The following is a 15,910-nucleotide window of genomic DNA, read 5'->3' on the forward strand; positions in this document are numbered from 1 at the left end:
GAAAGGAAGGAATACCATGAATCAAAAATCATTGGAAGAAATGCTTACCGCCTTATGTAAAAAGGACCTGTCCCTGTGCACGGACCAAGAATTGTACACCGGGCTGCTGCTCCTGGTAAAGGGCATGGCAAAGGAGCGCGCCGCTGCCAGGGGAAAGAAGAAACTCTATTATATTTCCGCTGAATTTCTCATTGGAAAGCTTCTTTCCAACAATTTGATCAACCTTGGGATTTACGACAATGTAAAGGACATCCTGGCAAAGCACGGAAAGTCCTTAAGCCATATGGAGGACATGGAACCGGAACCTTCATTGGGCAACGGCGGCCTGGGCCGTCTGGCAGCCTGTTTCCTGGACTCCATTGCAACCCTTGGCTTAAACGGGGACGGGATTGGGCTAAACTATCACTTCGGTCTGTTTAAACAGCTGTTTTGCAGCAATCTCCAGGACGAAGAGCCTAATCCCTGGATTGAGAATACCTCATGGCTTACCAAAACTAATGTGACCTACCAGGTTCCTTACAAGGGGTTTACCCTTACCTCCAGAATGTATGACATCCAGGTTACGGGTTATGGAAACAGGACCAACACCCTTCATCTCTTTGATGTGGAAACCGTGGATGAATCCCTGGTAACCGAGGGCATTTCCTTTGACAAGACCAATGTTGAGAAGAACCTGACCCTGTTCCTGTACCCGGATGACAGCGACAGGGCCGGACAGGTGCTGCGCATCTGCCAGCAGTATTTTATGGTCAGCAATGCCGCCCGGCTGATCCTGGCAGAAGCCCTTGAAAAAGGCTCCACCCTCTACGATCTGCCCGATTATGCGGTGATCCAGATCAATGACACCCATCCTACCATGGTCATCCCCGAGCTGATCCGTCTTCTCACCTCAGAGCATGGCATGGAAATGGACGATGCCATCCAGGTGGTAAGCAGGACCTGCGCCTATACCAACCACACCATCCTGGCAGAAGCCCTGGAAACATGGCCCATGGAATACTTTAAGGATACGGTTCCCCAGCTCATCCCCATTATGGAAATCCTGGACGACAAGGTGAGAAGGAAATTTGACGACCAGTCAGTGGCCATCATTGACAGAGGTGACCGGGTCCACATGGCCCATATCGATATCCACTACGGCTTCAGCGTCAACGGCGTGGCAGCCCTTCACACCGATATTTTAAAGGAAAATGAACTCCATAACTTTTATGAGATATACCCCGGCAAGTTCAATAATAAAACCAATGGGATCACCTTCCGCAGATGGCTCCTCCACTGCAATCCGCAGCTGTCCGCTTTTATCAGCGGATTGATCGGGGAAGGTTTTAAAAAGGATGCCATGGAGCTTCAGAACCTGAATGATCCTGCATTTACAGGCAATATCAAAACACTACACCGCCTTTTGTCCATTAAGGACAGCAAAAAGGAGGATCTGGCCGTTTATCTTAAGGAAACCCAGGGGTTGGATGTAAATCCGCAGTCCATCTTTGACATTCAGATCAAACGCCTTCATGAGTATAAGCGCCAGCAGATGAACGCCCTGTACCTGATCCATAAATATCTGGAGATCAAACAGGGAAAGAAGCCAACCACTCCCATCACTGCCATTTTCGGGGCCAAGGCAGCTCCTGCCTATGTCATTGCAAAGGATATCATCCATATGATCCTCTGTCTGCAGCAGATCATTGACAATGATCCTGATGTAAAGCCCTGCCTCCAGGTGGTGATGGTGAGCAATTACAATGTAACCCTGGCGGAAAAACTGATCCCGGCCTGCGACATTTCCGAGCAGATCTCCCTTGCTTCCAAGGAGGCCAGCGGCACGGGCAATATGAAGTTCATGCTCAACGGAGCCGTTACCCTGGGCACGGATGACGGCGCCAATGTGGAGATCCATCAGCTGGTGGGGGATGACAATATTTATATTTTCGGCGATTCCAGCCAGACAGTCATTGACCGGTATAAGGACGGAAGCTACTGCTCCAGGGACTACTATGAATCCAATCCCGCCATCAGGGAAGCGGTTGACTTTATCACAGGACCGGCCATGCTCGCTGTCGGATGCAAGGAAAATCTGACCCGCCTTTCCAATGAATTGCTGAACAAAGACTGGTTTATGACCTTCCCTGATTTTGATGCCTACTGCAAAACCAAGGAACAGGCATACAGCGATTATGAAAACCGCACCCAGTGGGCAAAAAAAATGCTTGTAAATATCAGTCAGGCCGGATTCTTCTCCTCCGACCGCACAATTTTGGAATATAACAGGGATATATGGAAGCTGGATGAGGAATAGCAGACCGCCGGGGGGATAATTGTAATAAATTTGCCATAATTTTCATAAAATCTTCAAATTCATGTGGTATCTTCTGTGTTATACTTGAGTGAGTTTGAACTTTCATTCCAGTATGACTGAAATCAGATCCATATCGAAAAGGAGTAATTATATTATGAATCAATTAGCGGCAATGGCCCTTTCGCTTGCCCTGGGTACAGCGCTTGCGGCTACCCCTTATAGTACGGCTTCTCTTAACACGGCCTCGTTTCACACCTCCGGGGCCGTGGATTCACCGGAGGCATTTTCCACCTTTGCAGTGGGTCCCGGCCTTAACAACCTCTCTGTAAAAGACGACTATGCCTCCTACCAATGGGCATTACGCAATGACGGCCAGGTGCAGAGAATTGAGCGCAAGCTGGATATTAAAACCGTGGACCCCATTATAAACACGGACGAAAACGGGGTGGACAGCATTTCCCTGCCTCCCCTGGGTCCCAGCAACTTTAAAGCCTTGACCACTGATGCGGTCAAGGGGATCGATATCAACATCCAGCCGGCCTGGGAATTCTATGACCAGCTTGAGGCAAAGCGCCCCGTTGTCGTAGCTGTCATAGATACAGGCATCGATACCACTCATCCCGACCTTAAGGATTCCATGTGGGTCAACGAGGATGAGATACCCGGCGATGGCATTGACAATGACGGAAATGGTTACATTGATGACGTGAACGGATGGAATTTCCTTGACAATACCAATCAGCTCTATGTGGGAAAGGAAGACAATCACGGCACCCACGCTGCGGGCACCATTGCTGCGTCCCGCGGCAACGGCGGTATTGCGGGGATCAATGACGGCCAGTATGTAAAGATCATGTCTTTAAAAGCCCTGGGCGGTGAAAGCGGCAAGGGAAGCCCGGAAAGTGTCATAGCCGCCATCCGCTATGCGGAGGCCAACGGCGCCCAGATATGCAATCTGAGCTTTGGCTCTGAAAACTATACCGAGGAATTCATGGCAGTCATACAGAATTCCAAGATGCTCTTTGTGGTGGCTGCCGGAAATGGGGATGAAAATGAAAAGGGATACAGCATTGACCAGAATCCCGTATATCCTGCCAGCCTTCCCTTTGACAATGTGATCACGGTGGCCAACCTTATGTTTGACGGCAAGCTGGACCGAAGCTCCAATTACGGACCTGTGAATGTGGACCTTGCCGCTCCGGGCTGTTTTATCCTGAGCACGATCCCGGACCGTTCCTACGCGTTCATGACCGGCACCTCCATGGCAGCCCCCATGGTAACAGGAGCCGCTGCTATGATCTATTCCGCCAGACCGGATCTGGATCTGATCGGGGTCAAGAACGTCCTTCTGGCCTCAGCAAAAAAACTGGATACCCTAAACGGCAGGGTACTCAGCGGAGGTATGCTGGATGTGTACTCGGCATTGCAGTGGGGAAGGCCGCAGTAAGATGCGGGTGTTTGGATGGGGCGGAGTACGGGGATAAGGATTCAAGCAGCCGTTGGGTAATGAGTTACAGGTTTTAGTATTTTAGCAAGTTTTATTTTTCTCCCCCCTTCCCATCGCATCATACAGCCAAAAAAAGGCATTGTCCACGACCGCATGGTTTGGACAATGCCTTTTTATTATCACTTATAAATCAATCACGCCATAAGCCATATCTGCTTATATTATACGGGATATGCCTTGCTCTCCTTGTCGGCCACGGAGCTGTCCACCTTTGTCTGCTGGGCTGCTCTGTACTCGAAGAAGTCCTTTGCAACAGCCGGGAACAATGCATAGCTGAGCACGTCCTCATCCTGCTGTTTCCACTGCGCGCATTCTTTCTCAAACTGAGGCAGCTGCGGCGGGATCAGGTCTGCAGGTCTGCAGGTGATAGGGGTCTCGTCACCGATGATCTTCTTCTGAACCTCGGCGTTAAACGGCTTAACCGTCTGGCCGAACTCACCTAACATGATCTTCTTGGATTCCTTCGGAACCATCTTGTAGCGCTCACCCATGATCACGTTCATAACAGCCTGTGTACCAACGATCTGGGATGATGGTGTAACCAAAGGCGGCTCGCCAAAGTCCTTACGCACTCTGGGGATCTCCTCCAGAACTTCGCGGTACTTGTCTTCCTGCCCTGCGTCCTTAAGCTGCTTTACCAGGTTGGAAAGCATGCCGCCCGGAACCTGATACTGAAGGGTCTTGATGTTAACGCCTAATACCTTTGGATTGAGAAGGCCGCTCTTAAGCGCCTCGTCACGTATGGGCTGGAAGTGATCTGCGATCTCAGCCAGCAGTGCCTGGTCATATCCTGTGTCATATGGAGTTCCGCGGAAGGTCTCCACCATTACCTCGGTAGCCGGCTGGCTGGTTCCCAGTGCCAGAGGCGACATAGCGCAGTCAATGATCTCACAGCCTGCTTCCACTGCCTTTAAGTAGGTCATGGATGCAACGCCGGAGGTGTAGTGGGTGTGCAGGTCGATAGGAAGCTTTGTCCCTTCCTTCAGCGCCTGTACCAACTCTGCTGCTGCGTATGGTGTCAGCAGACCTGCCATATCCTTGATACACAGGGAGTCAGCTCCCATATCCTCAATTCGTTTGGCAATGTCCTTCCAGTAATCCAGTGTATATGCATCACCCAGCGTGTAGCACAGGGCGATCTGTGCATGTCCCTTTTCTTTATTGGTTGCCCTGACGGCTGTCTCCAGGTTACGGATATCATTCAGACAGTCGAAAATACGGATGATATCAATACCATTGGAAATGGACTTCTGTACAAAATATTCCACCACATCATCTGCATAGTGATTGTATCCCAGGATGTTCTGTCCACGGAACAGCATCTGCAGTTTGGTGTTCTTAAATCCGTCCCTCAGTTTCCTAAGTCTATCCCATGGATCTTCCTTCAGGAAACGAAGGCAGGAGTCAAATGTCGCACCGCCCCAGCACTCAACTGCGTGGTAGCCTACCTTGTCCATCTTATCAATAATGGGCAGCATCTGCTCAGTAGACATTCTGGTTGCAAGCAAAGACTGATGAGCGTCACGAAGGACGGTCTCCACAATCTTTACTGGCCTCTTCTCTATCTCTGCCATAGTAATAATTCCTCCTCGTTATGAGCATTAGCGCCTGTCCTTAAGGCGCTTACGTGCGATACAGACCACCGCCGCTCCGACAGGTTTCACACCTGCCTCGCGCAGCGGCTGTCATTGTCAAAATGTGTTGCCACTATACACCAAATATTGCCATGAACGTACCGGCTGCAACTGCTGTACCGATAACGCCTGCAACGTTGGGTCCCATAGCGTGCATCAGCAGGAAGTTGGTAGGATCAGCTTCAGCTCCCACCTTCTGGGATACACGTGCTGCCATGGGAACCGCGGACACGCCTGCGGATCCGATCAGCGGGTTGATCTTGCCTCCGGTCAGCTTGCACAGAAGCTTTCCTAAGAGCACGCCGCCGATGGTGCCGAAGATAAATGCGGTAAGGCCCAGGGCTACGATCTTAATGGTTGTAACATTCAAAAATGCCTCAGCACTTGTGGTTGCGCCTACGGAAGTTCCCAGCAGGATAACAACAATGTACATCAGCGCATTGCTTGCCGTATCAGCCAGCTGCTTCACAACGCCGCTCTCACGGAACAGGTTGCCCAGCATCAGCATACCTACAAGAGGAGCTGTGGATGGCAGGATCAGACACACCACAATGGTTACAATGATGGGGAATAAGATCTTCTCCAGTCTGGAAACCGGACGAAGCTGTTCCATCTTAATCTTGCGCTCTTTCTCAGTTGTAAGCAGCTTCATAAACGGCGGCTGGATAATGGGTACCAGCGCCATATAGGAATATGCTGCCACTGCAATGGGTCCCATGATCTGGGTCTGTCCCAGCTTACTGCACAGGAACAGGGAAGTAGGTCCGTCCGCGCCTCCAATGATGGAGATGGCAGCTGATTCCTTGCCTGAGAATCCTAACAGTATGGCAAAGAAATAGGCGGAATAAATACCCAGCTGTGCGGCAGCACCCATCAAGAAGCTGATGGGGTTTGCGATCAGCGGACCAAAGTCTGTCATGGCTCCCACGCCCAGGAAGATAAGGGAAGGCAAGATGCTCCACTCATCCAGCTGGAAGAAGTACCACAGAAGTCCTCCGGTGCCATTGGAGGTCTCCTCCGGAGAGTACATGATCTCCGGATAAATATTAACCAGCAGCATACCGAAAGCAATCGGAATCAGCAGCAGGGGTTCAAATCCTTTTCTGATCGCAAGGTATAAGAACACCAGGGCTACTAAGATCATCACATAATTCCCCACTCCCAGATGGAAAAACGCCATCTGGTTCAGCAGGTTGTTTATCAAATTGCCAAAATCCATAATGTTCCCTCCATAATGAATCCCATATTGCTATGGGTCCATCTTTTCTATTAGTTCAGAGTAGCCAAAACCGCGCCGGATTCAACGGAATCGCCAGTGGATACATTAATGCTGGCAATGGTTCCATCCTGAGGAGCCACAATATCGTTTTCCATCTTCATGGCTTCCAGAACCAGAATAACATCACCCTTCTTAACAGCCTGTCCAACAGCGCTCTTTACTGCAACTACCTTGCCGGGCATGGGAGCTGCCACCTGTACGGAGCCTGCTGCGCCTGCGGGAGCTGCCGCTGGTGCAGGAGCTGCTGCAGGGGCTGCGGCCGGTGCAGGAGCTGCCACCGGTGCTGCGGCCACTGGTGCAGCACCGGCTGCTGCGCCCTCTTCAACGGTTACTGCATATGCTTTTCCATTTACTGTAATTGTATATGTCTTCATTATATAATTCCTCCTGAAATTAAGAATAATTACGGAATCCCTGTTCCTTATCTCCGCCTGGAACCCTGTACCCGGCGGATGGAACGAACCACCAGTCCGTTAGAAGAAGTTCCCTCATAAGCGGCAATGGCCGCTGTTATAACTGCCACAAGTTCTGCGTCATCAGACAGATCCGCACTTACTGCCGGTGCCGCTGTATTAACCGGTACCGCCGGTACTGGTGCCGGAGTGTCTTTCTTTGTATTCTTTCCTGTCTCCCACTGATGGATGAACTTAAAGCAGGCGATCAAAAGGCTGATGAAGATAAGTACCGCGAACACGGTTCCGATACCGATCGCGGAATAAACCGTTGCCGATTCCATCAAACTGCCTACATCCTTGGCGTCATCATCGTTCCCCAGGTCGGTGAACTCTGTCTTAAGTTCCTGTGTGGCCATATTCAGGTTCAGCACGTACTGCATGGAACCCTCTGTAAAGGTAACAGGAATCATCACCGTATAACTGCCGTCTGCCAAAAGCACTACGCTTGCGCTGTCCAGGTCAATTCCCTTAACATCTCCCAGCTCATGTCTGATCTCGATCTGGGTATTGTACAGGTTTGCGCTTTCCTGATCCCCCTGGGCCTCGGTCAATGCCTTCTGGATGATCATCTGCTCCATGGATGTTCCCAGGGTCTGGGCCGCTGAAAGCTTCAGGGACTGGGCCATGGCGTCATCTACAAGAGTTCCCTCCGTACTGATCTCGGGAACCTTTGCCGCAGCATCTTCCTGTTTTGCAGTACAGGCTGACAGGCTCACCAGGCAGGCAGCCATGAGAACCGCTGCTGCCACTCGTTTCATTAATCGTCTCATATACCTGTCACCTCTCTTTAAACCGTGCCATGCTTCTTAGACGGACGGTCCTCTCTCTTTGTGAACAGCATTTCAAAGGCTGCGATCACCCGCTGACGGGTCTCCTCTGCCTTGATAATATCATCTACATATCCTCTCTTAGCTGCGGAAACAGCGCTGGACTGCAGGGATGTGTACTCTGCTGTCTTCTCTGCGATCAGGGCTGCTGCCTGATCTGATGCAGCGATCTCCTTTGCATACATGATCTTAACAGCCTCGGAAGGATTCATCATTCCAATGACTGCGCCCGGCCATGCGTAAACCACATCCGCCCCAATGGACTTGCTGCCCATGGACAGGTATGCGCTGCCAAATGCATCCTTAACAACAACAGTTACCTTGGGCACGCTTGCATTGGCGTATGCATAGGTAAGGCGTGCCGCTGCCTTTGCCATTCTTCTCTCGCTGCAGATCTTTGCCTTGTAGCCCTTTACGTTCACCAGGGTGAGCACAGGGATATTGAACGCATCGCAGAAATTAATAAAATCAGTTGCCTTGTCACAGCCCTTGCCGGACAATACAGCCTCAAACTCTTCCTTCTTCTCTCCGTTGTCATAAACTTCGGTACGGTTGGCGACACAGCCAACGGTTGTCCCATTCAGCCGGATGAAGCCGGTAACCATGGAAGGTTCATATGCTTTCTTCACTTCCATGAAAAAATTATTATCAGAAATCATGGTCAGGGCCAGACCTGTATCCCCGGTACAAGCTTCCAGATTCCCGCACATGCGGTTTAAGTCATCCTGACACTCGCCGTAAGACATATCATCCTCATTGTTGGACGGTAAAATAGATACCAGGCTGCGGATCTGAGCCATGATAGATGCCTCATCACCTGCAAAATCAACCAGTCCAGACTCTTTAGCCTGGAAGTCAGCCGAGGAGGTGTCACATTTTTCAATGTAATTGCCGTCAATTGCGTTCGGTGCATTAACAAACAGCTTTCCGGACTTCTCTTCCATGAAAGTGAAGTCTGTGATGCCTGCTGATACCGCCATACCCCCGCCGCAGGTTCCAAAGATCGCTGTTATCTGTGGAATCACGCCGGAAGCCATTGTCTGGCTTAAATACAGCTTTCCAAAGCCGTCCAGTGCATCAGTTGCCTCCTGGAGACGAAGCCCTGCGCAGTCTACCAGGCCAATGACAGGTGCTCCCATCTTCATTGCCATGGAATAGATGTTGCAGATTTTCTTTGCATGCATTTCACCCATGGATCCGCCTAATACAGACGCATCCTGGCTGTATACATACACCAGGCATCCACCGATGGTACCATAACCGGTAACCACACCATCAGCCGGGGTCTCCTGCTCAGTCATGTTAAAGTCCGTACTTCTGGCAGTGATGTACGCGCCGACTTCAACAAAACTGTTCTCATCAAGCAGGGCTGCAATGCGGCTGCTTGCTGAAGTTTGTGCTGAATTACTCATTTTCCAGTCCTCCATCATTCATAAGTTTAACAATACCTAAACATCAGAACCTGAATTTAGCCCTGACGTCAAAAAAAGCAGAAATATTGCCACATACAATTATAATAATAAATTTGTCAAATATCAAGTTCTTTCGGCATAAAAAAGTGAAAATATTAACGAAATCCCGGATCAGGGTAACAGAAAGGAGTTGTAGCATTTCCAAAAGAAAAGGAAAGGCTGCAACTCCATTTTTGTTACATAGTGATCACCGCCTGCAAACAGGGGTATTTATGTCATTGAAAAAAACTTGTCGTGAATGACCTGCACTGCTTTCTCCGCATCCTTTTTGTCCACCAGAACGGATATCTTGATCTCACTGGTGGAGATCATATTGATATTGATGTTGGCGTCATAGAGCGCTTCAAATAATTTGGCTGCAACACCGGGATTGTTGATCATACCCGCTCCCACCACGGAAACCTTGGCGATCTCTGAGTTGGTCTCCAGACGGCCGTAGCGGATCTCCTCTCTGTGCTCCTTAAGAAGGGCTGCCGCCCGCTCCAGGTCCGGCCCGGCCACGGTAAAGCAAATATCCTTTCCCTCCTCATGGCCGATGCCCTGAAGGATGATATCCACATTGATATGGTGCTGTGCCAGCAGCGAAAATACCTTAAAGGAGGTTCCGATCTCATTGGGCACCCCGATCAGTGCAATCCTTGAAATATCCTTGTCCTTGGCAACGCTGCTGATATATGATTTTTCCATGCGTTTTGCTACCCCCTTGATTTTTGTACCCGGATGGCCTGTGAAGCTTGACAGGACCTCCAGCTTTATATTGTATTTCTTTGCCATTTCCACGGATCTGTTATGTAATACCTGTGCTCCCAGGGTAGCCAGCTCCAGCATCTCGTTGTAGGTAACTTCCTCCAGCTTCCTTGCGCCCTTTACCGTCCTGGGATCAGCGGTGTACACGCCGTCCACATCCGTATAGATCTGGCACAGGTCAGCGTCCAGGGATGCTGCCAGGGCCACCGCGGAGGTGTCGGATCCGCCCCGCCCCAGGGTGGTAATGTCCTCGTTCCTGTTCACGCCCTGAAACCCGGTCACGATAACGATCCTGCGCTGGTTCAGCTCCGCCTCGATGCGCTCCGTGTCCACCTTTTTGATCCGGGCATTCATGGAGACCGTATTGGTCATCATTCCGGCCTGCCATCCGGTAAGGGAAATGACCGGGCAGCCCAGGGCCTCAATGGCCATGGCGCACAGGGATACGGATATCTGCTCCCCTGTGGACAGCAGCATGTCCATCTCCCGGTTGGATGCATTGGGATTGATCTCCTTTGCTTTTTCAATCAGGTCATCGGTGGTATCCCCCTGTGCGGAGAGCACTGCGACCACCTGGTTCCCGGCCTTGTAAGTGTCAGTGATGATCCTCGCCACATTGCGGAGCCTTTCTGCGTCAGCCACAGAAGTGCCTCCGAATTTCTGTACAATTAAACCCATAGTTATTCCTTTCCAGGTACCGGCCTCTGTCACCCGGTACTCCTTGCAAAAAAGCGGTGTCCCCCCAGGGCCACCGCTCCTGTGCCGCCTGGCGGCACCAGCGTTCTACTAAATATTTTACACGCAGACCTTTATTTGTCAACCACTCAATTCTCCAGGTTTCTCCACTTAAAGTTGGGAATCACATCGGACCACTTGCTGATGCCGATAATGGATTTTGCAAACTCCGTGGCTTCCAGGGTGGAGTTCTTCTTATCAATATCCCGGAATACCTGCCAGATCTTCTTGCGTTTGGTTGCCACGATCAGATTGGGCTGGTTCATATCACACTCCCAGAGTCCGAACTTCAGCCCGTCCTTTGCCTCGGACGGAGCATCCACCTGGCGGCTTACTGTGTAGGCGTCAATATAGGGATTGCTGTCCACCAGATAATAGGAGTATGCATAGGCGGCTGCCTGGATCTCAGGTATGTTGCCCCTGGTGGGACTGTAGGAGGTAAAGCCCTGCTCAGTCAGAATAATGTGGCGCACATGACCGGATGGCGTGCGCAGTGTTTCCTGGACAAAATAATCCGTGAGCACGTTCAGATTGGCAAAGTTGATCACCGGTGAATTAAAATCATTGGTGAACAGGCCCGTGGTCTGGGGATCATCCCAAAATTCCGGTTCTGTCATGGGACAGGGATAAGGATGGTATGCAAGACCCCAGTCCATCTGTCCCTCGGTGTTTGCAATGGAGTTAAAACTGTCCACAATCTGCTTGCCGCCGTACTTCAGCTTTCCATCGATCTCGTTCATCCAGTTGTAATCCAGGGAAAAATATACCCTGTCATTGGCATTGGTGCTCTTGATCGCAGTATAGATAACCCGGAACGCCTTCTGATATGCCTTTACATAGCTGGTCAGATCCGTGGCACCCATGTAGTTCCACTGCTGGTTGTTGATCTCGTTGCCGATGATCCAGTTAGACACCTTGCCGTAGCTGGAGTTGGACCCGCTGTAATGGTCTGCCAGGAAGGAGGCAATGGCCTTTGTCTGCTCAAATCCGCTCTCCGTCTCAGCATTGAACATGTAATAAAATGCATTGGAGCTTTTCTGGGTCCCCGGATAGATCAAGTCCGGCGTATTGGGGTTCCAGTCATTTAACAAAATAACCGTTACGGTCATACCCTTATTGGACAGCGCGCTGATGGTCTTGTCATAGGCATCCACCACAGCCTTGTTAAAATGATAGGTCTTTCCGTCATACTGATATGTGATTCCTGTTCCCATAATCTGGGAAAACGCAATATTGGTGGTCACATGCTTTACACCCAGGTCAAAGGCGTCCTCCAGCATGTCAATCTCAATATTCAGTCCTTTTTTGGAAAGGGGATCCTTAAATGCCGCGGTATTCTTAGCCACGATCTCAGGATTGGTGATATAGTGAGGTTTGCTGACGGATATAAATTGGGTCCCGTCATATACGGCCAGCTGGAATTTGCTGTACAGGCGGTCCTGAGCCGTTCCCAGGTTTAACGGTATGGTCACCGAAGTGCTGCCCAGGGCTGCCGCCGATGCTGCAAAGTCCCTTCTGCCTCCCAGCTCCTCCTCATAAGGCTGCATCTCAAACACGTAGACATTGCCGTCCGTACCAGCTGCGTCTCCGCTGCTGTTAAATGCAATCTCTATGTTTTGTTTATCTCCTGTAATCTTACAGGAAGTAATCTGTCCTGACACTGCGGGAGCTGCCGGCTCTGTCCCGGCCGTGGTTTCAGTCTGGGCCGTATCCGCCAGGGCCATACCGGTTCCAAAAGCAGCTGTCCCGCAGACCAGGAGCGCTGCCAGAGCCAGCGCCTTACCTCCCATTAACATATTTCTCTTCATTTTCATTTCCTCCCAACTTTCTCCAGAATAGGATACAAGGTACATCATACAAAAAGAAGTTTACTTTTTCCGTGAACTTTTTATTACATGTATCTTAATTATTTGTATGATGGATTCCCGATTTTTAAGTGGATTTTTTATCCAATTTATGGCATGATAATATGGATAGGTATATAATGGAAGTGTGAATTGAATGTCTGGATCCTTCCAACACATAAGGAGGTAACTAACTTGGCTAGCAGAGCAGAATTAAAAGCGCGGGCAAAAGCATGTTTAAAAAAATACTATTGGATGGCTCTTTTGGTGAGCCTTGTGGCAACCATATTGGGCGGAGGCGGCAATACCTCCGTTAATTTCAGTATACCGGGCCGTTCCGGCTCCCGTTATCTGACGGAAGACTTTGATCTGGCGGCCCTGATCGCTGTTATGTTCATCGTTATCATCATGTCTGTCATCATTTTTATTGTATGTGTCCTGATACAGACCTTTCTGAGCAACGTGGTGCGGGTGGGACTGTGCTCCTACTTTATTGAAAGCAGGCAGAGACAGGCGGACGCGGGCTTTGAACGCCTGTTTTACGGATTTGGCGGCGGCAGATATCTTAAGATCGTAAAGGCAATGTTTATGAAGGACCTGATCATATTCGGCTGGACCCTGCTTCTCATCATTCCCGGCATTATCAAGACATACCAGTACGCAATGGTTCCATATATCCTGGCCGAATACCCGGATATGGATTACCGCAGCGCCCTGGACCAGAGCAGAAACATGATGGATGGGCACAAATTCCAGTTCTTTGTATTGCAGCTGTCCTTTATCGGCTGGGAAATTCTAGGTATACTGGCATGCTGTATCGGTATCATCTTTGTGCTTCCTTATGAAAATGCAACCTATGCGGAATATTATGAGGAATTAAAACAGATGGGGTACAGACAGGAATATAACGGAACTTACTGATACAGTCCAGAAGACATGGCTTACCGGTACGGTCCAGAATACGGAAATTGCCGGTACGGTCCATAAGACGGAAAAAGCAGGATTTCAGGGAGGCAAATCCCTGTAAATCCTGTTTTTTAGTTTTGGGACAGCGGCGGATCGGTCTATCCCGGGATGGTTCCCGTCACAGTGCAGTTACATCCATCACAGTCCGGTCACATCGATCACAGCTCCTGTATCCGCCGAACTGACCAGGGCAGCGTATTTGGCCAACGCAGGTTTTCTGGGCTTTCTCACAGGAACAAAGGCCATTTTTCTTTTCTCCAGTTCCTCCTGGGACACTTCAAGGTGAAGGCCGCGGCCTGCAATATCGATTTCGATCACGTCCCCATCTTCCACCAGTCCGATGGGACCTCCCAAGGCGGCTTCCGGGGACACATGGCCCACGCAGGGACCGTGGGTGGCCCCGGAAAAGCGGCCGTCCGTTACCAGGGCGCAATCCTCATCCATTCCCCGTCCCATAATCAGAGCCGTGGTGGAGAGCATTTCCCTCATTCCCGGCCCTCCCTTGGGTCCTTCATATCGGATCACAATCACGGTTCCCTTTTCAACCGTATTGTTGCTGATGGCTTCGTCCGCCTCCTCCATGGAGTTGAATACACGGGCTTTCCCCTTAAAATGATACATGGACGATTTAACCCCCGACTGCTTGACCACGGCGCCCCTTGGCGCCAGATTTCCGCGGAGCACCGCGATGCCGCCCTCAGGCTTCTGGGGGGATTCCATGCTCTTTAACACATCATCAGGAGCGGCTTTGACCTGTTGAAGCAGTTCCCTTAAGGTGCTGCCTGTTACCGTAAGTACATCCCCGTGGATCCTGCTCTCTATGGTTTTTAACACGGCTGAGATCCCGCCGCTTGCATCCAGTGATACAATGGGGTATTTTCCGGAGGGCTGCAGGTTACACACAAAGGGAACCTGCCGGCTGATCCGGTCAAAATCCTCCAGGTCCAGCTTTACTCCTGCCTCATGGGCAATTGCCATCAGGTGCAGGACCAGGTTGGTGGAGGAACCAGTGGCCATGGCTCCGGCAACACCGTTCAGCATGGACTCCCGGGTGAGGATCTTCCTGGGTGTGATCCCCTTTCTCAGAAGTTCCATCACACATCTGCCTGATGCCTTGGCAATCCGCTTTCTCTTGTTGGATACCGCTGGTGCTGTCCCTGCTCCGGGCAGGGCCATGCCCAGCACCTCCGTGAGCATACACATGGAATTGGCGGTTCCCAGGTGGGCACAGCTTCCAACCGTTGGAAGGGCTGCTTTCTCAGCCTCCTTCATCTCCTCCACAGTCACAGTCCCCATTTCCACACGTCCGGGATATTCCCTGAGTTCAGAGGAACAAAACAGCGGATTGCCCCCCACATTTCCGGGAAGCATGGGGCCGCCCGGCACAATGACGGCCGGGATATCCAGCCTGGCGGCCGCCATCAGCATGCCCGGTATGATCTTGTCACATCCCGGCAGCAGCACCATTGCGTCAAAATGATGGGCCTCCACCACCATTTCCACGGAATCGGCGATCAGGTCCCTGCTGGCCAGCGGATAACACATCCCCTTATGCCCCTGGCACAGGCCATCGCAGATAGCGATCGTCTCCGACTGCCTTGGTACGCCTCCCGCCTCTATGATCCCCTGTTTCACATACTCTGCCAGTTCACGCAGATGCACATGCCCGGGCACCATTTCGCTGAAGGAACCGATGACCGCCACAAAAGGCTTTTTCATATCCTCCTCATCCATACCCGCGGCATACAAAAGCGCCCTCTGCCCCGACCGCCCAAGGCCATTGGTCAGAGTGCTGCTGCGGTATTTCCTGTCTTTCATCTCAAACGCATCTTTGTAGTTCTTTTTGTAGTCCTCTTTGTACTCCATATCGTACTCCATAACACCCTCCTTATATGCAGTTGCTTACTGTATAGGTAACGGTTCAGGACGGTTCATTTTCTTGACCGGAAAAGCCGGTCAAGAAGCATCGGATGTTCCCTCTATTTCACCCATTTTCCCGCCGTCCTTAACTGTTACGTGTATATTATAATTCGTTACCTTTGATAAGTAAAATTAATAGTTTTACACTTACTGTTAATTTTTTTAACAGTATCTTTCCTGCCCTGTTGTATTTCCCCACATTTCCATTTATAATTAAGGTAGTGGAGC

11 protein-coding genes are annotated in these 15,910 nt (G+C 50.6%); 3 read left to right on the plus strand and 8 right to left on the minus strand.

What is annotated here, in order from left to right; translation table 11 throughout:
- Window positions 1-16: 16 nt before the first annotated feature.
- Window positions 17-2,296 (plus strand): glycogen/starch/alpha-glucan phosphorylase, encoded by a 2,280-nt coding sequence (locus CLFS41_RS21975; protein WP_045093489.1) that lies wholly within the window; start codon window positions 17-19, stop codon window positions 2,294-2,296.
- Between the two features lie 154 nt (window positions 2,297-2,450).
- On the plus strand, window positions 2,451-3,743 hold the full coding sequence (locus tag CLFS41_RS21980) for a S8 family peptidase (RefSeq protein ID WP_045093490.1): 1,293 nt from the start codon (window positions 2,451-2,453) through the stop codon (window positions 3,741-3,743).
- Between the two features lie 221 nt (window positions 3,744-3,964).
- On the opposite strand, the gene CLFS41_RS21985 is transcribed toward CLFS41_RS21980, so the two are convergent.
- From CLFS41_RS21985 to CLFS41_RS22015, 7 genes are all read right to left on the minus strand, one after another.
- Window positions 3,965-5,377, minus strand: a complete 1,413-nt coding sequence (locus CLFS41_RS21985) for an oxaloacetate decarboxylase subunit alpha (RefSeq protein ID WP_045093491.1) — start codon at window positions 5,375-5,377, stop codon at window positions 3,965-3,967.
- A gap of 133 nt (window positions 5,378-5,510) precedes the next feature.
- A complete protein-coding gene (locus CLFS41_RS21990; RefSeq protein WP_045093492.1) occupies window positions 5,511-6,656 on the minus strand; it encodes a sodium ion-translocating decarboxylase subunit beta in 1,146 nt (381 codons plus the stop codon).
- A 50-nt stretch (window positions 6,657-6,706) separates the two neighbouring features.
- Entirely contained in the window at window positions 6,707-7,090 is a 384-nt protein-coding gene (locus tag CLFS41_RS21995) for a biotin/lipoyl-containing protein (protein WP_045093493.1), read from the minus strand.
- 47 nt (window positions 7,091-7,137) lie between these two features.
- Window positions 7,138-7,941 carry an OadG family transporter subunit gene (locus CLFS41_RS22000; protein ID WP_007866377.1) on the minus strand — a complete coding sequence of 268 codons (804 nt, stop codon included), beginning with the start codon at window positions 7,939-7,941 and terminating at the stop codon, window positions 7,138-7,140.
- 17 nt (window positions 7,942-7,958) lie between these two features.
- Complete coding sequence (locus tag CLFS41_RS22005) at window positions 7,959-9,410, minus strand: carboxyl transferase domain-containing protein (RefSeq protein WP_045093494.1); 1,452 nt, start codon at window positions 9,408-9,410, stop codon at window positions 7,959-7,961.
- Between the two features lie 270 nt (window positions 9,411-9,680).
- On the minus strand, window positions 9,681-10,895 hold the full coding sequence (locus CLFS41_RS22010) for an aspartate kinase (protein WP_040417036.1): 1,215 nt from the start codon (window positions 10,893-10,895) through the stop codon (window positions 9,681-9,683).
- Window positions 10,896-11,041: 146 nt separating this feature from the next.
- Entirely contained in the window at window positions 11,042-12,760 is a 1,719-nt protein-coding gene (locus CLFS41_RS22015; protein ID WP_045093495.1) for a DUF5722 domain-containing protein, read from the minus strand.
- A gap of 231 nt (window positions 12,761-12,991) precedes the next feature.
- Here CLFS41_RS22015 and CLFS41_RS22020 point away from each other — a divergent pair, with 231 nt between their 5' ends.
- Window positions 12,992-13,717 (plus strand): DUF975 family protein, encoded by a 726-nt coding sequence (locus CLFS41_RS22020; RefSeq protein WP_007866387.1) that lies wholly within the window; start codon window positions 12,992-12,994, stop codon window positions 13,715-13,717.
- Window positions 13,718-13,900: 183 nt separating this feature from the next.
- Here CLFS41_RS22020 and ilvD read toward each other — a convergent pair whose 3' ends face one another.
- On the minus strand, window positions 13,901-15,580 hold the full coding sequence (ilvD, locus tag CLFS41_RS22025; protein WP_045093675.1) for a dihydroxy-acid dehydratase: 1,680 nt from the start codon (window positions 15,578-15,580) through the stop codon (window positions 13,901-13,903).
- Between the last annotated feature and the right edge of the window lie 330 nt (window positions 15,581-15,910).

Origin of the sequence: Clostridium sp. FS41, assembly GCF_000954015.1 — a bacterium.
In the GTDB taxonomy this organism is placed as follows: Bacteria; Bacillota; Clostridia; order Lachnospirales; family Lachnospiraceae; genus Enterocloster; species Enterocloster citroniae.